Origin of the sequence: Streptomyces sp. NPDC100445, from assembly GCF_044759735.1 — a bacterium.
In the GTDB taxonomy this organism is placed as follows: Bacteria; Actinomycetota; Actinomycetes; order Streptomycetales; family Streptomycetaceae; genus Streptomyces.
Map to the genome: position 1 here is coordinate 849433 of NZ_JBIVZV010000001.1, position 20437 is coordinate 869869.

Here is a 20437-nt window from a genome sequence, read left to right on the forward strand (position 1 = left end):
GGTTCTGCGGGACGGGGGTTCGCGTCACGGGTGCGGTCACAGCTCCTCGCGCAGCGCGCCGAGCAGCGCCTCGGTCTTGTGCGCGGGTGCGGCCTGGGCACTCAGCCGGTCCAGGGCCTCCCGGTACACCACGACCTCCTCGGCCTTGTCGAGGTAGCCCGCCCCGACCAGTCCGCCGAGGTAGGCGATGTCGGGGAGTTCGCGGGCCCGGAAGCGGAACAGGTCGAAGGCGCCGGCCCGCAGGGCGGGATGGGGGCCGTTGCGGAACGGCATGAGCTGCACGGTGACGTGGGGCAGCCGGCCGACCTCGATGAGGTGGTCGATCTGCGCGCGCATCACCTCGGCGCCGCCGACCGGCCAGCGCAGCACGGTCTCGTCCATCACGACCCACAGCCGCGGCGGGGCCGGCCGGGCGAGGAGTTCCTGGCGGCGCATGCGCAGCGCGACCCGGCGTCCGGTGGCCTCGGCGGAGGCGTGCGGGTCGGTCGCGGTGAGCAGGGCGCGCGCGTAGTCCTCGGTCTGGAGCAGGCCGTGCACGAACTGGTTGTCGTACCCGCGGATGTGGAGGGCGGCCTGTTCCAGGCTCAGGTAGGCGGCGAACCCGTCGGGCATGACGTCGCGGTAGGTGTGCCACCAGCCGCGCTGGTTGGCCTCCCGCACGGACCGCAGGAAGGTGTCGATCTCGTCCTGGTCGGTGACGCCGTAGACCTGGAGGAGTTTCTCGGCGTCCGCCAGCCGCAGCCGGGCCACCTTCGCGGCCTCCATGCGGCGGATCGTGGAGTGGCTGACCCCGATCGCCGCGCCGGCCTCGGCGTACCCGAGTCCGGCCCGGGTGCGCAGTTTCTCCAGCTGCCGGCCGAGGATCATGCGCAGTACGGACGGGGCGCCGCCCCAGTCGGTCTCCGCGGTCACGCCCACCCCCTCGTCCGGTACCCGCGTCACTTTCCTCCGGGACCGGTTCGTCCGCGACCGGTTTCCCCACCCATTCGATCACGATCTGGCCGATGCAGCATGCACTTGGCCACTTGCAAATTTCAACTTGCTGGTTGCGAGGTGTTGTTGGCAGGTGCCAGAGTGGGCCCACCGCTCCGGTCGGCCGAGGAGCGGGCGGCGCGGCCGGCTTGGGGGAGACGGACCGCACCACGGCCTCCAGGGAGGCGGTGTGCCGCCCACCGCTCCGCGGCCCGGCCGACAGTGCCCCCGACACGCGAGGCCAGGAAAGGCGCACGGCGATGGCTCCGCCCTCTCTCCCCCGGCCGTCCGAGGACCGGGGACCCGACCGGGTTCCCCGGGCGCAGGCGCCGTCGCTCCTGTCCGCCGCGCCACCGGTTCACCGGCCGGCGGACACCGAGGCACCCCCCTGCCGGACACCGGACGGCGGGCAGTCACTGTGCCGACTGCCCGCCCCGGCCGGCATCCCCGGCCCCGGAGGTGAGCACACCGGTCGACTCCCCGGGCCCGACGGCCCCGACCGGTTCACCTCCGGGGCTCACCTCCCCGGCACCGCCGCCTTCGACCTGCCGGCCCTGCCGTCGGCCGTGGGTACCGCCCGTCATGTCGTACGGGACCTGCTCACCGCCTGGGGGCTGCCCGGCGACGCCCGGGACGACGTGGTCCTGGTGGTCTCCGAGCTGGTCACCAACGCCCTGGTGCACTCGGCGGGCCGGCGGATCGGCTGCCGGCTGCGCTCCACCGCGGACCGGATACGCGTGGAGGTCGAGGACCAGGCCGGCGGCCCGGCCCTGCCGGTCGCCCGCCGTCCCGGCCCCGACGACCCGCACGGGCGCGGCCTCCTCCTGGTCGGCACCCTGAGCCGCGACTGGGGGGTGACCGCCGTCCCCGGCGGGGGCTCCCGCGTCGTCTGGGCGGAACTGCCCGCCGGCCCCGCCTGACCCCTCCTCCCCCGCACCCCGCCTGACTCCCTCCTCCCCCGCAGACACGCCCAAGGACCGTCCCCCACTCGTCCGAAGGACCCCCCATGCGCCACACGTCACCCCTCCCCTCCCCCGCCCCGGCCGCCGACCCGTCCTGGACCCGGACCCGCCCGGGCCCCGGCTCCCAGGAGCAGCCCGCCTGAGCCGCGTCCCGCTGCCCGCGGACGCGACCACCGGGCCGCCGCACACCCCACCGGCACGGCAACCGCCCCCGGACCCGCTAGATTCACCGCCGGTGCGGATCGCCCGCGCCGGCGGCGGCGCGCGGCCCGTACCGGGTCCGGGTCCGCCGTGTGTGCCGTCGCGCCGGGGGTCCCATGGTCTGGTCGCTGTTCCGCCGGGGCCCGGCCGCCGGCGGGCTGCCCGTGCCGGGACGGTGCGCGCCCGGCCGGCACGTCCTGGCCACCGAGCGCCTGCTGCTGTTCACGCCCCGGACCCGGCTGGACGTGGTGGCCGCGCTCGCCGCCGGCGCGGACGCCGAGGCACAGCGGTGGCTCGGCACCCAGGCGGACCAGGTGGTGCCCGGCCCCGACGCCCGCCGTCGTCTGCTGGCGTGGCGGCCCGCCGGGGACGACGGCCGCCGCATCCCCCGCCACCTGGCCGAGCCGTACGCGGCCGGGCCGGACGACCCGCTGCTGCTGGTGTGCGTGCGCAGGTCCGACCTGACGTACGCCGGCGCCCTCGAACTGGAGCACCGGGCGGGCGAGATGGGAGGCTGGCTGGCGCCGGCCTGCCGCGGCCAGGGCCTGGGCGCGGAACTGTTCCGCGCGGGCGCCCGCCTGGCCCACACCCACGCCGGGCTGGCCACGGTGCGGGCCGGGGCGGAGACCGGGAACACCGCGAGCCGCCGCGCCCTGGCCCGCGCCGGCTTCGTCCCCGACCAGGGGCCGCCCCGGCACACACTCCCCGACGGCCGCGTGGTCACCATCGTCTGGCACCGACACGACACCCCGACCCCCTCCCACTGCCACTGCCACTGCCACTGACCGGACGGACACGACGCCGGGCGGGCCCGATCAGCAGGACCTCGGGGCCGCTGCCGGACCGCGCCGGCCCACCAGGGCCCGCCCCGGCACACACTCCCCGACGGCCGCGCGGTCACCATCGTCTGGCACCGACACGACACCCCGACCCCCTCGCATGGCCACTGACACGCCGGACAGCCGGGCGAGCGCGATGAGCACGGCCACGGAGCCGGTGCCCGGGCCGTCCCGCCGTGGCCGCCGTGCCCGGCCGCCGCGGCGGATCTATGCTGCGAGATGCCGCCCCGCGAAGGGAAGCCCCCATGGCCGACGCCCCCACCGACCCCCCGCCCTCCCGGGGCACGCCCCCCGGTCGGCCCGCCGGTCCGCCGGCCGCCCCCGGTGCGCGTCCCGGCTCCGGGGACGTGGCCCCCGCCCCCGAGCCGGTGCTCCGGCCGCTCGGGTTCGAGCACCTGGCCGCCGTCCTGGAGCTGGGCCACCGGGTGTACGACACCGACGCGATGCCCTACACCGGCTGGTCGCTGTCGGCCGTCGCGCGGCACCTGGACGCGGCCGACCCGGCCTGTCTGGTGATGCTCGACGGCGACCGGGTCGCCGGGTTCGTGCTCGGTTCGCTGGAGTTCGAGCAGCGCGCCGACTGGGGCTACCTGGAGTGGATCGCCGTCGACCCCGCCGACCAAGGGCGCGGGGTCGCCTCCCGGCTGGTGACGGAATGCTGTGCGCTGCTGGCCGCGGCCGGCGCGACGTGCGTGGTCACGGACGTGGAGCGCGGCAACACCGCCTCGGCCGGGCTGATGCGGCGCAACGGGTTCACGGAGGAGGCCACCGTCAGCCTCTTCGTACGGCCGCTCACCGACGTGCCCGCGGCCGGCGCCGACCGGGGCCGGGGCACCTCCGCGCCGCGCCGCCACCTCACCCGCGCGGCGGCCGAGCGCGTCCGCTGAGCCACTGAGGCGTACGCCGGGCCCGCTCCCCCGGCTCGCGCCGCGCCGTGGTCCGGCGGGGCCGGGCCAGCGCACGTCGTAGCCCCAGCCGAGCCGTTCGAACCAGCGGATCAGCCGGACGCCGGCGTCCAGCTGGCCGGTGAGCACACCGTGCCGGGCGCTGGTGGGGTGGGTCGCGTGGCAGATGGAGTCGATGGACCAGGTCACGTGGTGGACCAGCGAGACCCGGACCGGTCCCGCCCGGAAGAACGCGGTGAGCGCGCCCTGCCAGGACCGGGTCTGGGCGGTGCCCAGCACGGCGGGCAGGGCGAACGAGGCGAGACCAGGAGGCCGAAGCGCCGGGAGACGAGCATCAGGGCGCGGTCGCGGACGAGGTCGGGCGCGTAGCGGCGGGGTGAGGCGTGCTCGGTCTCGAACAACCGGCCGACGTGGGCGTGGAGCATGCCCTTGGCGAGGGCGCGGGGCGAGTGGCCGTACCGCCAGGGCGAGTGCGGGTCCCCGTCGCGGTCGGAGTACCGGTGGTGTTTGCGGTGGTCGGCCACCCAGGTGAGGAGCGGTCCCTGCCCGGCGAGGCCGCCGGCCAGGGCGAGCAGGAGGCGCGGCGGCCGGCTGGCCTTGAACGAGCCGTGGGTGAAGTGCCGGTGGAAGCCGACGGTGATGCCGAGACCGCTGACCAGGTAGAAGGCGAGCGCGAGGGCGGTGGGGCTGAGGCCGTGCCGCCAGGCCAGCGGTACGGCGGCGAGCAGGGCGAGGAACGGTACGGCGACGAAAACGCCGATCAGCATCTGTTCGCCGGTCGGCAGGGACCGCCGGCCGGTCACCGTGGCGGGCGCGTCGAAGATCTCCGTGGACATGGCGACCCTTCTCGGCCGGGGGCCGGGCTAGTCGACGGCGGTGAAGGCGAGGACGGCGTTCTGCCCGCCGAAGCCGAAGGAGTTGCTCACGGCGGCTCGCATGCGGTGCGGGCGGGGTGCCTTGGCGACGACGTCCAGGTCCATCGCCGGGTCGAGGGTGTCCAGGTTGGCGGTGGGCGGGATCAACTGGTGGCGCAGGGTGAGGACGGTGGAGGCCGCCTCGATGGCCCCGGCGCCGCCGATGGCGTGCCCGATGGTGCCCTTGAGGGCGGTGACCGGCGGGGGCCGGCGGAAGACCCGGTGCAGCGCGTTGTGCTCGGCGGCGTCACCCTGCGGGGTGGCGGTGCCGTGCGCGTTGACGTGGTCGATGTCCTCGGGGGCCAGTCCGGCGTCGGCGAGGGCGGCGCGCACGGCGCGGGCGGCGCCGTCGCCGTCGGGGCGCGGGGCGGTGAAGTGGTGGGCGTCGCAGGAGGATCCGAATCCGGCGAGCAGCGCCGCGGGCCGAGCGGCGCGGGCGCGGGCGTCCTCGGTGCGTTCCAGCACGAGGACGGCGGCGCCCTCGCCGAGGACGAAGCCGTCCCGGTCCCGGTCGAAGGGGCGGGAGGCGGCGTGCGGGGCGGCACAGCGGCGGGAGAGGGCGCGCATCTGGGCGAAGCAGGCGGCGGTCATCCGCAGCCGGGCGGACTCGCTGCCGCCGGCGAGGACGAGGTCGCACCGGCCGGAGAGCAGCCAGTCCCGGGCGAGGCCGATCGCGCTGGTGCCGGAGGCGCAGGGGGTGCTGACGACCATGTTGGGGCCGAGCGCGCCGAGGTCGAGGGCGATCTCGGCGGCGGCCATGTTGGGCACGCTGCGGGGCAGCGCGAGCGGGGAGACGCGTTCGGGGGTGTGGTCGGCGAGCCGGTCGAACTCGGCCTGCCAGCCCTGCATGGAACCGGTGCCGACTCCCATCACCACGCCGACGCGGGTCCCGTCCCAGCCGTCCGGGGCGAGCCGGGCGTCGGCGACGGCCTCGCGGGCGGCGAGCAGCGCGAAGGTCGTGAACCGGTCGAGGCGGCGGGCGAGCCGGTGCCCGAGCACACCGGCCGCGTCCAGGCCGGGCACCTGACAGGAGAAGGCCACGGGCAGTCCGTCCAGCGCGGGGTCGGCCGCGGCGGTGGACTGCCCGGCGCACAGGCCCGCCCAGGCCGCCTCCCTGCCGATGCCCGCCGGGGTGACCAGGCCCAGCCCGGTGACGGCGACCGGGGCCCGTCGTACGCCTGCTCTCGCCTGCTGCATGAGGCGTGATTATCCGGGCCGTACGGGGCCGGCACGGACCGCGGCAACTCGATCGGCCCAGGACGGCGGCCGCTACCACCCGGATGCGCGAATCGGGGCCGGCCGGCCGGCGCCGGCGCGGGTCCCCGAGGTCAGTGCCGCCCGGCGGGCAGACGCTCGTCCCCCTCGGGCGTGCCGTCCCCGCCGGGCCCGCCGTCCAGGGCGTGGACGGCGCCGGCCCAGGCCCGGGCCAGCGCGGTCTCCAGGTCGTCCAGCGGGCTGGCGGAGGTGTCCAGGCGGACGGCGGGACCGAAGTGCACGTGGACGCGGGGGCGGCGCACCGGGGCGGTCGCCCAGCCCGCGAGCTGTTTCCCGCGGCCGCCGGAGGAGACGCGGCGGGCGCCCGCGTGCCCGACGGGGACGCCGGTGGACAGGGCGAGCCGGACGACACCGGACTTCAGGCGCCCGGGCGGGCGGTCCTGGGATGCGCGGTAGCGGGGCAGTCCGCCCTCGGGGTAGACGAGCACCCCGCGGCCGGCGGAGAGGGCGTCGGCGGCGTGCCGCAGGGAGTCGGCGGCGCGGCGGCTGCCCCGGTGCACCGGCACGTACCCCTCCCTGGTGAGGGCTGGGCCCAGCAGGGGCACCCGCCACAGTCCGGCGGTGGCGAGTACGGCGGGGCGCAGGCCGAGCCGGTGCAGGGTGCCCACGAGGAGCACCGGGTCGAAGAAGGAGGTGTGGTTGGCGGCGAGGACGTAACCGGTGCCGGCCGGCTCCGGCAGGTGGCCGGTGCCGCTCACGGTCGTGTCGCTGAGGACGGGCACCAGGGCCCCGGCCCACGCGGACAGCATCGGCCGCTCCTCTCCGTCGTACGGTGCTGGGACGATCATGCCGAATCCGGGGGCGGGGCGCACGCGCGGGATGCCCCGAACGCCCGCCCGGGGTGCGGGGGCCGCCGGCCGGTGGCTGAATGGCCGTCATGGACTTTCTCGCCGCGTACGACGCGATCGCGGAGGACGACGTCCCGCAGCGGGTGGCCCTGCTGCGGCGGGCCATGGCGACCGGCAGGGCGGAACTCTTCGCCGAGCTGCGCGCCCACCGGCCGGTGTTCAGCACCCCGGCCGGGGTGTTCGTCACCCGGCACCCCGACGTCCTGGAGGTGCTGTCGGCGCCCGGGACGTTCACCGTGGGGGTGTTCGGACCGGCGCTGGAGGACGTCCTCGGAGCGCCCTTCGTCCTCGCCCGGGACGGCGACGACGTGTACTGGCGCGAGCGCGGGTACGGGCAGGTGATGCTGGCCGCCGAGGACGCGCCGCGGGTGCGGGAGCTGACCGCGCGGATCGCCGACGCGGTGCTGGATGAGGCGATGGCCGGTGACGCGGACACCTTCGACCTCGTCCAGGACTACGCCCGGGTCGCCGCCGCCCGGGTCGCCGCCGCCTACCTGGGTTTCACGGGCATCGAGGAGGACACGCTGCACTCCTGCACCCGCCGGATGCAGTGGGCGTTCGCCGTGAACCCCGACCGGGACCCGGAGGTGCACGCGGCCGGTGTGGCCGCCGGACGGGAACTGCACGACCGGGTAGCCGAGTTGATCGCGCACCGCCGGAGGGGGGAGGTCGGGGACGGCCCCGACGACGTCCTCGGCCGGATGCTGCGCACCCGGCTGCCCGCCGAGTACGGCTTCGACGACGAGCGCGTCAACGCCAACCTGATCGGATACCTGGCGGGCTATCAGCAGAACGCCACCCAGTGCACGGTCACCGCGCTGAAGGAGCTGGCCGTGCGGCCCGGCGTGCTGGCCGAGGCGGAGCGGGCGGCGGGCGCGGGCGACCCGGCTCCCTTCGACGCCTATGTGTGGGAGGCGCTGCGGTTCCACCCGTTCGTGCCGGTGACGCCCCGGTTGTGCGTGCGCGAGCACGTGCTGGCGGCGGGCACCCCGCGGCAGACGGTGATCCCGGCCAAGAGCGTGGTGCTGGCCTGCTTCGCGTCGGCGATGTTCGACGAGGAGGTGGTGGACGCGCCGGCCGAGTTCCGCCCCGGACGCCCGCCCGCGCACAACCTGGTCCTGGGCTACGGCGCCCACGACTGCCTCGGCCGGTACGCGGCACGGGTGATCGTGCCGGAGCTGGTGCGGCGGGTGCTGCTGCGCCCCGGCGTGCGCCCGCTGCCCGGCGCGGAACGCGACCTGGACCACGCGGGCACCCCGTTCCCGCAGCACTACCGGGTGCGGTCCGGACGTACCGCCGTGTCCACGGCCTGACACCGGGAGCCGCACCGCACGCCGGAGCCCCACCCCGGGAGCCGGCCCGGCTCCCGCACCCCGCGAACCAGCCCCGCGACCGACCGGAGGACCCATGACCGTCACGCCCCGCCCGGCCCGCGCCCGCGCCCGGACCGTGCCGTGGTCCGGGGTCAGGGACAGGTCCCGGGACGGCGTGCGCAACCGCTTCGAGACGCATCTGCTGACCCATTACGGCCCGGTCTGGCAGGCCGCCCAGCGCAGCAGGTGGCTGCACCGCAGGCTCAACTCCACCCTCACCGACCTGGCCGTGCTCAAGGTGCCACCGCGCCCCAACCCCCTGAGCACCAAGGCTCCTTACACCTCCTGGGATTCCTTGACCGACCGCTCCTGGGTGGGCCGGCACCTGCCGCCGGTGACCGCCGCGCGCCCGGACCTGCCCGAGCCCGAGAAGGTCGCGGAGCTGTTCCGGCGGGAGGGCGCAGGCCGCCCCTGCACCCGGTCCAGCGCGCTGCTGCCGGCGTTCGCCCAGTGGTTCACCGACGGTTTCCTGCGCGGTCACGCCTCCACCGGAGACCCGCGCCGCACCGATTCGCCGCACACCCTGGACATGTCCCAGCTGTACGGCGACCGCGAGGAGGTCACGGCCTGCCTGCGCTCCTTCGAGGGCGGCCGGCTGAAGAGCCGGATCATCGGCGGGGCCGAGTTCCCGCCCGCCCTGTGCGAGGGCGGGCGGATCACGGAGGAGTTCCGCGCGATCAGGCCGGTCCGGTTCGACGAGGTGCCCGAGGGTTACGTGGACACCCTGTTCGCGTGGGGCGGGGAACGCGCGCACGCGCACATCGGGCCGATGGCGATGAACGTCCTGTTCCTGCGCGAGCACAACCGGGTCGCCGGCATCCTGGCCGACGCGCATCCCGGCTGGGACGACGAGCGCGTCTTCCAGACCACCCGCAACACGCTGATCGTGACGATGATCCGGGTGATGCTGGAGGAGTACATCAACCACATCACGCCGTACCACTTCGGGTTCGTCCTCGACCCGGTCCGCACCGACCGCGGGGTGTGGCACCGGGAGAACTGGGCGACGATCGAGTTCAGCCTGGTGTACCGCTGGCACAGCCTCGTCCCGTCGGCCTACGTCCTCGGCGGACGGGAGGTGCCGCTCGCGCACACCGTCGCCAACGGGCAACTGGTCCTGGACCGGGGACTCGGCCCGCTCTTCGACGACCTGTCCCGGCAACCGGCGGGCCGGGTGGGCCTGTTCAACACCGACGAGCTGCTGCTGCCGCTGGAGGCGCACAGCGTCGCCGTGGGCCGCGACCTGCGGCTGGCCTCGTACAACGACTACCGCGCCCATTACGGGTTCCCCCGGGTCACCGACGTGCGGCAGATCTCCGGCGACCCCGTGGTGCGGGAGGCGCTGCTGGACATGTACGGCGACGTCGACGCGATCGACCTGTACGTCGGGCTGTTCGCGGAGGAGCCGGAGCCCGGTGCCGTCTTCGGGCGGCTGCTGGAACGCGTCATCTCCGTCGACGCGTTCTCCGAGGCGCTGAACAACCCGCTGCTGGCGCCGCGCCTGTTCACGTCCGAGACCTTCTCCCCCGAGGGTCTGCGGGTCGTCCGGGAGACGCGCGGTTTCTCCGATCTGGTGCACCGCAACCTGCCGGAGTCGAAGACGCGTCCCCTGGTGTCCCTCGGCAGGGCCGCCTCGGACACCCGGACCGCACTCCGCTGAACGCGATCCGGCCGCCGGTTCCGCCGGTTCAGTCGCCGGGCCGCGCGTGCGTGTCCAACGCCTCGGCGGCGGTGCGGAGTTGATCCGCCGCCGTGACGCAGGCGGCGGCCTGCCGCTCCAGGGTGGGGCGGCTCCACTCCGGCGCCGCCCGGCAGCCGCCGAGCGTGGCGGCGGTGGCGCGCAGCCGCCTCGCGTACTCCTCCATCAGCACGGCGTCCGACCGCAGCGTCTCGGCGCGGTCGAGCAGCGCGGTGTCGTACGTCGTCATTCCGGGGGACTCGGTCACCATGGCGTGCTCCTGCTCTGCGGGGTGTGCGGGGCGGGGGGTCAGCGGGGAAGGAGGGCGCCGGCGCTGCGGTGCAGCATGAACTGCGGGCAGGTCAGGACGAACAGCGGCCGGGCCGTGTCGATGCCGAGCCGGCGCAGTTGCCCGGCGAAGGGTTCGGCCGCCGCCGTGTCCAGCCGCAGCCCGATCCCGGAGCCGCGGTGCAGCCGGAGCCTGCCGTGCGCGCGGACCAGGGTGCGGACCGTGCTCCGGCCCCGGCGGCCGTAGAGGATCCAGTCGGCCTCGGGGCAGGGCACGCCCCGGCCGAGACGGCCGGTGACGGTGATGCCGAGGTCCGGTGAGCCCACGCGGATGTCCCGGCCCATCAGGTCGGCGTCGGCGGTCACGCGCAGCGCGGGCTGGCCCCAGATCTCCTGGGCGACGACACGGGCGTCCTCGCTGGTGACGGCGAGGGAGAGGACGTGACGGCCGGTGCGGCGCAGGTCGACGCGGCGCAGCAGGTCCAGGGCGACGTCGTAGGGGCTCGGCCGCCACAGGTCGTCCACCAGCACGGACAGCGCGATCTCGGTGTACGGGCCGATCGTGGTGCAGCGGTGCTCGTACACCGAGAGGACCGCGACGGCCCGCCGGCCCAGCCGGCTCGGCGTCAGCCAGGTGACGTCGGGCAGCAGGGTCCGGGCCGTACCGGCGTCGACGGCGAAGCACAGGTGCGCGGCGGAGGAGTCGTAGTAGCGCACGGGTACGTCGACAGGACCGGCCGCGGTGGGCACGGAGGCGGTGGGCAGGGTGAGGAACGGGTAGCCCTCGGGCGGGTTGGCGCGGTCCTTGAGCTGGTAGGCCTGGCTGCGTACGACGGGACCCCGGTAGGGGGTGAGCGCGTCGTCGATGCGTTCACGGGCGTCGGGGATCACGGTCCTGAGGTGCTCGATGTACTCGTGGATCATGTGGCAGAGCGGGAACTCGTGGCCGGGGCCGATGTAGTCGACCTCGTACCAGGAGGGGTGCGGGTCGAACGCGGTGCCGGCGCCGCGGCCGTCGAGGACGGGCACGATGTCGTGCTGGTTGGTGACGCTGGCCACCCAGGTGCGCGGGTCGGCGGGTCTCTTGCTGTCGACCGGTGAGCCGACGGCGACGACGTGGGTGACCCGGTAGGTGCGGCAGAACTCCTCGTCCTGGGCGAGGTTCATCAGGGCGATCCCGCCCTCGCTGTGCCCGATCAGCGCGAGTTCGGCGCCGCGCGGGATGCCGTAGTCGTCCAGGGCGAGGAGGATCGAGCGGGTGTACGGCGAGTCCGTCAGGAAGAGGTTGCGCCAAGCGCCGACGAAGTCCTGCGGGGAGTCGTTGCGGGGGCGGCCCGGCGCCATGCCGGGCGCCTGGACGACGTAGCGGACCACGCCGTCCGGACCGCGCACGTTCTGCACGAGGATCCGGCCGTCGGTGGAGAGCATCTCGATGTTGCGCAGGAAACCGAGGAAGGAACCCTCCGGCGCGACGACCTGCCGCTCCTGGTCGGTCAGTTCGACGGCCTCGGCGGCGCCCTCGCCCTTGTCCAGGCCGGCGATGCGGGCGGCGCTGACGCCGTGCAGCGGGTCGGCGGACAGGGTCCGGCCGGCGGCCAGCGCCCAGCCGGTCTCGTCGTTCTGCGGGTCCTCGTCCAGCAGGGCGCGGATGGCGAGGAGTTCGGCCATCAGCGGGGCCAGCCCGGACAGGGCGCGCTGGGCCCCCTGGTCCCGGAACAGCGCGCGCAGGGCCCGCACCGACTCCAGGTCACGGTCGGCGGTGACGGCCTCCGTCAGCCGGCGCATGCCCGGGTCGCGCTCGAACTCGGGGTGGTCGACCAGCACGGCGGCGATCCGCAGCCGCAGTGAGCCGACGGCCACCAGCGCGGCCAGGCTCTCCCGGCCCAGCACCTCCCCGGCCGCGCCCAGCACATGGCCCATGCCCTTCGGGGCCGTGATGGCCGAGCCGCCCAGCCCCTGCTTGGTGGTGAGGGCGCGCAGCAGCGTCCACCGGGCGGTGAGGCCGGTGCGGGGGCGCCGGCGCGTGGACGCGGCCAGCTCCGGGGAGAACAGGGCGGCGCTGGTCCGCGCGGACACCGCGCGGATGCCCTCGGCGACGTCCACCACCTCCCGCGCGCAGCGGCGCAGCAGTTCCTGGACCTCCTGGCCGTCCGGCACGGGCCGTCCGGGTGCGGTGCCGTCCGCTCGCATCCGACGCTCCCTCGATTCGAGGACGTGGGGACAGGGTGGGGCCGCGTCCGCGGGCGCGGCTCCGCCCCCATCGTCGGCCAGGGCGGGCGGGCCCGCACCTTCATCCATCCAGGTGGAGGATGCCCGTGGGTGCCGTGCGGTCCGCCGAGCCTGGGCCGCCGGGCCGTACGGCTGCCGCATAATCGCCGCACATGACCCCCTGCACCGCCCCGACGCCACCGATCCCCCAACTGGCGGAGGGCGCGTCGTGACCACGTCCGCCGAACACCCGGAGGGCCTGCGGTCCCCGCTCCCCGACACCGTCCCGGTCGGCCGGCCGCTGCGCACCGGTTACCTGCTCACCCTCGTCCTCGGCCCCCTCGCCGTCCTGGCGCTGACGGTGCCGGCCGCCGTGGCGGGCGGCTGGGGGCCACGCTGGTACGACGCGGTCCTCGGCGCCGGGATGTACGCGCTGTCCATCATGGGCGTCACCGCCGGCTACCACCGGCACTTCACCCACCTGTCGTTCCGCGCGAAACGGCCGTTGCGGATCGCCCTCGGCATCGCCGGCGGCCTCGCCCTGGAGGGGCCGGTGACCCTGTGGGTCGCCGAACACCGCCGCCACCACCAGTACGCCGACCAGGAGGGCGACCCGCACTCGCCGTGGCGGTACGGCACCACCCGGCGGGCCCTGGCCAAAGGGCTGTGGCACGCCCAGGTCGGCTGGTTCTCCTCCTCCGCCGTCCGCTCCCACCACCCGCGCTACGCGCCCGACCTGCTCGCCGACCCCGACGTGCGCCGTCTCGACCGCTGCTACCCGCTGACCGTCGCCCTCTCCCTCGGGCTGCCGCCCGCCGTGGTCCTGGCGGTCTGCCACGACTGGCACGGCGCGCTGGTCACGTTCTTCTGGGCGAGCCTCGTCCGGTACGCCGTCGTGCACCACGTCACCTGGTCGGTCAACTCCGTCGCGCACGCCTTCGGTCCCCGGCACTACCGCACCCGCGACCAGTCCCGGGACGTGCCGTGGGTGGCGCTGCTGACCTTCGGCGAGGGCTGGCACAACCTGCACCACGCCGACCCCGGCAGCGCCCGGCACGGCGGCCTGGCGGGCCAGCCGGACCTCACGGCCTGGCTCATCGCCCGTTTCGAACGGTGGGGCTGGGCGTACGGCGTGCGCTGGCCGGACGAACGGCGGATCACCGCCCGGCTGACCCCCGAGGCGGCGGGGCGGCGGGCACCGCGGCGGCGCGGCCGGACGGCGGCTCCCGGGCGGGCCGCGGGTCAGGCGCCGGGGAAGTAGCGGGAGAAGGGGGTGGAGTCGACGGCGAACATGCCGTTGAAGGGGTGGTTGAGCAGGTAGACGAGCAGCACGGTGAAGGTGATGAGTCCCGTCAGGCCCATCACCATCACCACATGCGTGAAGCTCCGGCGCACCCCGAACATGAACATGAAGGCGACCGTGAGCACACCGCCGACGATCAGCCCGAACCACAGCACCGGCGACAGGCTGTTGCCCACGTCGGCCTCCCGGCCGCGCCGGGCGTCGTCCAGGGTGCTGAGCTGGGCCAGGGACTCCTGGAGGGTGGCCTGCTGGGCGGGGGTCGCGTCGACGGGCACCTGGCTCGCGGCCCGCAGGTCGTCCAGCAGGTCCCAGCCGCGCCGGCCCGGCTGCTGCCCGTTCGTCATGGCGGGCCACTCGGCGGACACGACGGTGTGCACGTACATGTCGACGGCCCCGCGCGTCTGTTCGGCCTGCGCGGCGGGGAGCCCGGCGGCCAGCAGACGGATCTGGTGGGCGGCGCTCGCCTCCGCCTGCACATGGCCCTCGGCGCCCGACCGGGACTCCCACACGGACACCATCGACAGACCCAGCACCAGCGCGTAGAGCACGCCGACCATCATGGAGATGTACTCGGCGACGTCCTCGCGCGGTTCCGCGTCCGGGGCCGGGGGCCAGTAGTGGTGCCGGATCACCACGACGCCGGCGGCGACCACGGCGATCCCCAGCACGACGGCGAAGGTCTCGATCATCGGCTCGGTCTCCTGTCGGTGTTCTGCGGCGGATGCGGGACGAGGGGTGTGCGGGCCGGGGGTGCGGGCCGAGGGCTGCCGGGGGCGGGGCCCCGGCGGTGGCCGGTCACGGGCCGATGCGCCGGGAGCCCAGGAGGGCGGCGGCCAGGGCGGCGGGGATCAGCATCAGGAACAGCACGGCGAGCAGGCCGAGCCCGGTCGGACCACCGCCGGGACGGACGAAGCGGGACAGGATGGACGGGCTGCGTGGCCGCCGGGCCGGGGTCCGCGAGGAGGCCCCCGGGGGCCGGCCGGGCGCCGTCGCCTGACCGGTGGTCCCGGTGGTCCCGGTGGTCCCGGTGGTCCCCTGGCTGGTGGTTCCCAGGCCGCCGGTGCCCTGGCCGGTGGTGGACTGGCCGGTGGTTCCCTGGCCGCCGGTGGGCTGGCCTTCCGTGGCCTGGCCACCTGTGGACTGGCCGCCGGCTGCTTCGCCTTCCGTCGCCGCTCCGCCCGTGGCGCCACCACCGGCACCCTCACCGCCGGTGGTCCCGCCCCCACCGGCCGTGGCCCCCGTCCCCGCCCCGGCCGCACCACCACCGGTGGCGCCTCCGCCCCCGGCCGCCGCCGCTCCCCCGGCCGCTGCCGCTGCGCCTGCGGCGGCTGCCGCGCCCGCGCCCGCTCCGGCGGCGCCGCCACCGGCCGCACCAGCGCCGGCTGCGGGAGCCCCGCCACCGGCACCCGCAGCACCAGCCGCTCCACCTCCGGCTCCCGCACCCGCCGCCGCAGCACCCGTGCCGGCACCCGCCGCGGCACCTCCGGCTCCCGCACCCGCCGCGGCACCGCCCGCGCCGGCACCCGCAGCGCCGCCGGCCCCCGCAGCGCCACCGGCTCCCGCTCCGGCTGCGGCACCCGCGCCCGCAGCGACACCGGCACCGGCACCTGCTGCCGCTCCCGCCCCGGCATCGGCGCCCGCTGCCGCGCCTCCCACCCCGGCACCAGCACCGGCGCCCGCACCGGCGCCACCCGCCCCAGCGCCCGCGCCCACGCCTCCTGCTCCAGCGGCTGCCGCCCCGGCGGCTGCTCCAGCCCCAGCAGCCGTGCCCGCACCCGCAGCCGCGCCCGCTCCGGCCCCAGCAGCCGCACCCCCACCCGCCCCTCCCGCTCCCGCTCCCGCCGCCGCTCCAGCGGCTGCCGCCCCCGCGGCGGCTCCTCCGGCCACGCCTCCCGCGGCCGTGCCCGCGGCGGGGGCCGGTCCACCGGGGGCCGTACCCGGCACCTCGGCGGGAGGGAGGACGCCGGGTACGGGGGCCGGTCCGCCGGGGAGCGGCAGCGGCAGGGGCGGCGGGAAGGCCACGCCGGGGGGCACGGGCAGGACCGGGGGCGGCGCCGGCGGGGGCGGGGCGGGGACGGCGGGCGGCGGCGCGGCGGGCGGCACCGGCGGGACCGGAGGGGGGACGGGAGGAGGGACCGCCGGGGGCGGGGAGGGGGCCGGTGGTACGGGGACGGGGGGCGGCGGGGGCGGGTACAGGGTGAACGAGCCGGACGCGTCGGCCTTCAGCAGCGGTGGCGGCTTCGGGCAGCCGTCGGGCCGCAGGGTGCGGAGCCGGTCGGTCCCGGTGACGTGGCCCTCGCTGAAGTACTGGCCCGCCGGCCGCTCGACGGTGGCCCGGCAGCGTTCGGAGTCCCCCGGTTCGAGGCTCGCGACGGTGTCGTCTCCCGAGGGGCAGACGATGGCGGGTGGCTGGAGCACCGGATCGGTGACGTGGAGGTCGTACACCGTGCGGTTGCCGGTGTTGGACACGTCGTAGAGGACGGTGACCGGGCCGGGGGCCAGGGGCTGGCCCGGGACCCCCACCTCGGTGTCGACCGTCTCGAACAGTTCCAGCCGGCCGCCGACGCCGGCGTATCCGGAGCGGGCGGCGGCCCAGGACTCCCGGCCGAGGGAGGGGATGCGGCCGACGGCCGTGACGTCGGCGGTCCAGATCCCCTCGCGCGCGGTGGCCCAGGCGGTGCAGGTGGCCGAGTCCAGGCCGCGGAGCATGGGGAGGTGGTCGTCGCCGCCTGGGCAGCGGATCCTGGCGCCCGGCAGCCCCGGGTCGTTCACCCGGACGTCGTAGAGGTCGGCCCCGGTGCGGTTGCTCAGCCGGTACGTCCTCAGCAGGGGGTCGCCGACGCGGATGCCGGGGTTCATCGCCCCGGTGCCCGGCCGGGTGTCGGTGTCGACCTCCAGGGCGAGGCCGTGGCTTCCCGCGCCGTCGCCGACGGCGCGGTCGACCGGTCCGCCGGACACGGCCGCGAGCAGCGGCAGGACCACGGCGAGACGTGCCCCGAGGGCCACGCCAGCACCTCCCTGTTAGTCCTATGAACAGATAAATAGGACTAACAGGGAGGTGTGGTGGCGTGCTTCTGCCCACGCCGGTCGCGGCGCACAACCGTACGAGGATCACTCCGGTGGCGGTGGCGGCGAGGCGGACGACTCCCAGCTGTCCGGCATCAGGCCCGCCGCGAGCGTGGCCCCCAGTTCCCAGCAGGCCTCGGTGTCGGCCTTGCCCGGCTCACCGGTGACGGTCACCGGGTCGGCCGCGCGGCGCCAGGCGAGCCCCGTGGTGACGGCCTCGACGGCGCGGACGGCACCGGTGACGTCGTTGCCGCCGTGGACGTAGTAGCCGAACGGCCGGCCACGGGTCTCGTCCAGGCAGGGGTAGTAGACCTGGTCGAAGAAGTGTTTCAGGGCGCCGGACATGTAGCCGAGGTTCGCGGGCGTGCCGAGCAGGTAGCCGTCGGCGGCGAGCACGTCGGAGGCGGTGGCGGCGAGGGCCGCCCGGCGCACGACGCGGACGCCCTCGATCTCGGGTGCCGTCGCGCCGGACACGACGGCTTCGAGCAACGCCTGGCAGTTCGGCGACGGTGTGTGGTGGACGATCAGCAGGGTAGGCACGCACCGCACCCTGCCGTGCGTCTGCCGCCGCCCGCAAACGCGCGGTCCCGGCAGGCGTCGCGCGCGCCCGCCGGGGGTAGGACGGTGTCCGGCAGTGCGTACCCGGTGACGGAGGGGGACATGGTGGCGGACGACGAGCGTCGGGCACCGGCGGCCGAGCTGTTCGACGCGCTGGGAGCCGCCTACGAGGACGCGTTCGCCGGGTCCGAGCCGCACCGGGCGTCGCTGCGCTGGCTGCTGGAGCGGCTGGCGCCCGGCAGCAGGGTGCTGGACGTGGGCAGCGGGACGGGACGGCCGACCGCGCGGACCCTCGCCGACGCCGGACACCGGGTGCTGGGCGTGGACGTCTCGCCGGTGATGACGGAGCTGGCCGCCCGGCAGGTCCCCGAGGCGGAGTTCCGCCTCGCCGACATCCGCGAACTGCCGCTCGAGGAAGCCTCGTTCGACGCCGTCTGCGCGTACTTCCCGCTGCTCCAGATGGACCGCGCGGAACAGGCCGCCGTCGTGGTGAAGCTGGCCCGCGCCGTGCGGCCCGGCGGACCCGCCGTGCTGGCCACCGTGCCCCTCGACGTGGAGGACGCCGAGGGGGTCTTCCTGGGGCAGCCGGTACGGGTCACGAGCTTCTCCGCCGGCGCCTTCACGGACCTGGTGACCGGGGCGGGCCTGACGGTACTGGCCGAGGACCGCGCCGTGTTCACCCCGGCCCGGCCCGACGCCGTACCGGAGCCGCACCTGTTCCTGTGCGCGCGGCGCGATACGCCGTGACGCCGGTCAGGGCTGGAGGGGCAGCAGTGCGCAGGTGGAGCCGGCGGGACGGCCCGCGAACCGGTCGGTGAGCCAGTCCACGGCGTTGCCCTGGTCGGCGAGGAGCGGTGCTACGTGGTTGAGCAGCGCCCGGCCCAACGGCAGCGCGACGACCGGCACATAGGTGACGTCGGCGCCCCTGCGGCACCAGTCGACGGCCAGCCGGCGGGCCTGCGCGTGCGGGACGAGGTCGTCGTTGATCCCCGTTGCCACGCGGACCGGACCGGCCGGCTTCCCGGTACCGATGCGCTGCCGGTCGAGGAAGTCCCGCAGGGCGGGTTCGGCCGCGACGACATCGGCGAGGGAGGAGCCGTCGGTCGTCCAGGCGGTGCTGTGCGCGGAGTTGTAGGAGAGGATCGCGTCGCCGACGCACATGGTGGACAGGTCGGCCAGCGCGGCCTTGCCCGCCGCGTTCAGGTGTCTGTCGGCGATCGGCACCAGCGCGGGGTCGGACTCCAGGAAGCCGTTGACGGCCCAGCCGAGGGCGCCGGCCAGATCGGTTCCGTCGATCGCCTCCGTCACCTTGGCGAGGTCGGCGGGCGGGGCCCCGGAGTAGGTCCCGGCCAGGGTGACGTCGGGGGCGTAGGAGGGCTGGAGTTCGGCCGCGGCGGCGGTCGCACCGCCTCCTTGGCTGTATCCGTACAGCCCGACGGGCGAGGCCGCCGTGACCGAGGCGCCCGCCAGGTTCCGGGCCGCGCGGACCGCGTCCAGCACGGCGTGGGCGCCGTCGAGCCGGTTGACGTAGGTGTGCAGCCGGTCGGTCGCGCCGAGTCCGGCGTAGTCGGTGACGACGACGGCGACGCCCTCGGCGAGGAGGCGGTAGATCGCCAGGTCCTCGTAACCGACGGAGACGGTACGGCCGTTGAGGGTCAGTGGGTGTTGGAGGCCGAGCGAGGCGGCGCACTGGTCGCCCTGCCCCATGGTGCCGGGGGCCAGCGCGACCAGTGGGCGTGGTCCGCCGTGCCTCCAGGCGGCGGCCGGTTCCAGGTAGGCGCCGGTCACCGCGACCGGTTGCCCGGTGGAGTCGGTCGACTTGTACATCAGCCGGGTGGCCCGGCCGGGCAGGGGACCGCCGAGACTCGGCAGGCTCAGCGCGAGCGGCAGCCGTTCGCTGCGGACGAGGGCGCCGTCGGCGGCGGGCAGCGTGGTGGGCGGGGTGTAGAAGGCGGGGATGGTGACACCACGGGACACGACGGCGTCCGTGGCTGCGGCGGGGAGGGCGGCGGCGGTCTGGGCGCCGAGACAGGCGGCGACGGCGATCGCGAGGGCGGCGGGCACACGGGTGCGCACGGGCATGGCGGACCTCCTGGGGCGAGGTGGGGCAGGGGTCTCCGGAGCGGCTGGCAGGGACCTTACTTGCGGGTAAGTTACTGGCGGTAGTCCCGAGGAGGTCACGGTTGGGTAATGTTGACCTGTTGTCCGTACTGGTTCCGGCGTTTGACGGCCGGGCGGCTGTCCACCCGCTCCGCTACCGTGGCCCGCCGGACGAAGGACAGCCGGAGACGCAGGTCAGAACGGGAATCGTGGGGTCGTGGGGGTCGCGGGGGTCGTGGAAATGACACGGAGGACGGCGGCGGGCGTGGCGGTGGTGGTGGCCCTGCTGACGGGGGCGCTCGGCGGATGCGCCGGGTCGGACGGGAGGGGCGCGACGGGCAGGGCGGGCGGCGAGGACCGGCCGGGCGCGTCCGGCACGCGGACGCCGGCCGGCGCGAGTCCGGGCGGCGACACGATCGGCGCCGCCGGGTCCCCCTGCGAACTGCCCGTCAGGTTCGCCGTCGCCCGGCACTGGAAGGCCGAGCCGGTCCAGGCCGGGAAGGAATCGTCCGGGGCGTCACCGAAACCCGGCGACGGCCTCGGCGGGGACCTCGCCGACAGTCCGCTCCGGCAGGGCCCGGTCACCGCGGTCTGCGAGATCGACGCCAAGCCCGCCGGGAACATCGGCTTCCTGCGCGTGTGGAAGGGCAGGACGGGCGACGCCGACGCGGGGGGCGTGCTGCGCGCGTTCGTCGCCGCCGAGGGCAACGTCAGCAAGGCGGAGTACCACCGCTTCACGACCGGCGGCGGCGTCCCCGCCGTGGAGGTGGAGTACCTCCGCACGAGCGAACTCCTGGAGGAGACCGAGAAGGAGAGCGCCTTCGCCGTCAGCACGCCCGACGGGCCGGTCGTCCTGCATCTCGGCGGCATGGACACCGAGGAGCACGAGGAGATGCGGCCCGCCTTCGACCTCGCCAAGCACACCCTCGAACCGGCCTGAGGGCCAC

18 protein-coding genes are annotated in these 20437 nt (G+C 75.8%); 8 read left to right on the forward strand and 10 right to left on the reverse strand.

Annotation, left to right across the window (positions count from 1 at the left end; all coding sequences use genetic code 11):
- Positions 1-36 precede the first annotated feature (36 nt).
- Positions 37-912 carry a helix-turn-helix domain-containing protein gene (locus tag ACIQVT_RS03780; protein WP_403746943.1) on the reverse strand — a complete coding sequence of 292 codons (876 nt, stop codon included), beginning with the start codon at positions 910-912 and terminating at the stop codon, positions 37-39.
- Between the two features lie 320 nt (positions 913-1232).
- On the opposite strand from ACIQVT_RS03780, the gene ACIQVT_RS03785 reads away from it, so the two are divergent.
- From ACIQVT_RS03785 to ACIQVT_RS03795, 3 genes are all read left to right on the forward strand, one after another.
- A complete protein-coding gene (locus ACIQVT_RS03785; RefSeq protein WP_403746945.1) occupies positions 1233-1892 on the forward strand; it encodes an ATP-binding protein in 660 nt (219 codons plus the stop codon).
- Positions 1893-2251: 359 nt separating this feature from the next.
- The gene (locus tag ACIQVT_RS03790) at positions 2252-2920 is read left to right on the forward strand and encodes a GNAT family N-acetyltransferase (protein WP_403746947.1); all 669 of its coding nucleotides are present in this window, start codon (positions 2252-2254) and stop codon (positions 2918-2920) included.
- A gap of 299 nt (positions 2921-3219) precedes the next feature.
- Positions 3220-3861: a GNAT family N-acetyltransferase gene (locus ACIQVT_RS03795; RefSeq protein WP_403746949.1), complete on the forward strand. Its 642-nt coding sequence runs from the start codon at positions 3220-3222 to the stop codon at positions 3859-3861.
- A gap of 203 nt (positions 3862-4064) precedes the next feature.
- Here ACIQVT_RS03795 and ACIQVT_RS03800 read toward each other — a convergent pair whose 3' ends face one another.
- From ACIQVT_RS03800 to ACIQVT_RS03810, 3 genes are all read right to left on the reverse strand, one after another.
- A complete protein-coding gene (locus ACIQVT_RS03800) occupies positions 4065-4715 on the reverse strand; it encodes a fatty acid desaturase (protein WP_403746952.1) in 651 nt (216 codons plus the stop codon).
- A gap of 27 nt (positions 4716-4742) precedes the next feature.
- Positions 4743-5990: a beta-ketoacyl-[acyl-carrier-protein] synthase family protein gene (locus ACIQVT_RS03805; RefSeq protein ID WP_403746954.1), complete on the reverse strand. Its 1248-nt coding sequence runs from the start codon at positions 5988-5990 to the stop codon at positions 4743-4745.
- A gap of 131 nt (positions 5991-6121) precedes the next feature.
- Positions 6122-6856 carry a lysophospholipid acyltransferase family protein gene (locus ACIQVT_RS03810; RefSeq protein WP_403746957.1) on the reverse strand — a complete coding sequence of 245 codons (735 nt, stop codon included), beginning with the start codon at positions 6854-6856 and terminating at the stop codon, positions 6122-6124.
- A gap of 89 nt (positions 6857-6945) precedes the next feature.
- On the opposite strand from ACIQVT_RS03810, the gene ACIQVT_RS03815 reads away from it, so the two are divergent.
- Positions 6946-8229: a cytochrome P450 gene (locus ACIQVT_RS03815; protein ID WP_403746962.1), complete on the forward strand. Its 1284-nt coding sequence runs from the start codon at positions 6946-6948 to the stop codon at positions 8227-8229.
- Positions 8230-8323: 94 nt separating this feature from the next.
- Positions 8324-9949 (forward strand): peroxidase family protein, encoded by a 1626-nt coding sequence (locus tag ACIQVT_RS03820; protein ID WP_403746964.1) that lies wholly within the window; start codon positions 8324-8326, stop codon positions 9947-9949.
- Positions 9950-9977: 28 nt separating this feature from the next.
- Here ACIQVT_RS03820 and ACIQVT_RS03825 read toward each other — a convergent pair whose 3' ends face one another.
- Together ACIQVT_RS03825 and ACIQVT_RS03830 are read right to left on the reverse strand one after the other, a co-directional pair.
- Complete coding sequence (locus tag ACIQVT_RS03825) at positions 9978-10238, reverse strand: hypothetical protein (RefSeq protein WP_403746967.1); 261 nt, start codon at positions 10236-10238, stop codon at positions 9978-9980.
- A gap of 38 nt (positions 10239-10276) precedes the next feature.
- Positions 10277-12445: a hypothetical protein gene (locus ACIQVT_RS03830; protein ID WP_403746970.1), complete on the reverse strand. Its 2169-nt coding sequence runs from the start codon at positions 12443-12445 to the stop codon at positions 10277-10279.
- Between the two features lie 247 nt (positions 12446-12692).
- Between ACIQVT_RS03830 and ACIQVT_RS03835 the strand changes: the two genes are divergently transcribed.
- A complete protein-coding gene (locus ACIQVT_RS03835) occupies positions 12693-13724 on the forward strand; it encodes an acyl-CoA desaturase (RefSeq protein WP_403746972.1) in 1032 nt (343 codons plus the stop codon).
- Here the strand turns inward: ACIQVT_RS03835 and ACIQVT_RS03840 are convergent.
- The 3 genes from ACIQVT_RS03840 to ACIQVT_RS03850 all read right to left on the reverse strand — a co-directional run bounded on the left by ACIQVT_RS03840 (position 13706) and on the right by ACIQVT_RS03850 (position 17372).
- Positions 13706-14455 carry a hypothetical protein gene (locus tag ACIQVT_RS03840; RefSeq protein WP_403746974.1) on the reverse strand — a complete coding sequence of 250 codons (750 nt, stop codon included), beginning with the start codon at positions 14453-14455 and terminating at the stop codon, positions 13706-13708. The genes ACIQVT_RS03835 and ACIQVT_RS03840 overlap by 19 nt on opposite strands.
- A gap of 106 nt (positions 14456-14561) precedes the next feature.
- Complete coding sequence (locus ACIQVT_RS03845) at positions 14562-16772, reverse strand: hypothetical protein (protein ID WP_403746977.1); 2211 nt, start codon at positions 16770-16772, stop codon at positions 14562-14564.
- Positions 16773-16877: 105 nt separating this feature from the next.
- The gene (locus ACIQVT_RS03850) at positions 16878-17372 is read right to left on the reverse strand and encodes a flavodoxin family protein (protein WP_403746980.1); all 495 of its coding nucleotides are present in this window, start codon (positions 17370-17372) and stop codon (positions 16878-16880) included.
- 120 nt (positions 17373-17492) lie between these two features.
- On the opposite strand from ACIQVT_RS03850, the gene ACIQVT_RS03855 reads away from it, so the two are divergent.
- Positions 17493-18137 (forward strand): class I SAM-dependent methyltransferase, encoded by a 645-nt coding sequence (locus ACIQVT_RS03855; protein WP_403746984.1) that lies wholly within the window; start codon positions 17493-17495, stop codon positions 18135-18137.
- Between the two features lie 6 nt (positions 18138-18143).
- On the opposite strand, the gene ACIQVT_RS03860 is transcribed toward ACIQVT_RS03855, so the two are convergent.
- Positions 18144-19472 (reverse strand): lipase family protein, encoded by a 1329-nt coding sequence (locus tag ACIQVT_RS03860; protein WP_403746986.1) that lies wholly within the window; start codon positions 19470-19472, stop codon positions 18144-18146.
- A 259-nt stretch (positions 19473-19731) separates the two neighbouring features.
- Between ACIQVT_RS03860 and ACIQVT_RS03865 the strand changes: the two genes are divergently transcribed.
- Positions 19732-20430 (forward strand): lipoprotein, encoded by a 699-nt coding sequence (locus ACIQVT_RS03865; protein WP_403746989.1) that lies wholly within the window; start codon positions 19732-19734, stop codon positions 20428-20430.
- Positions 20431-20437: the final 7 nt, after the last annotated feature.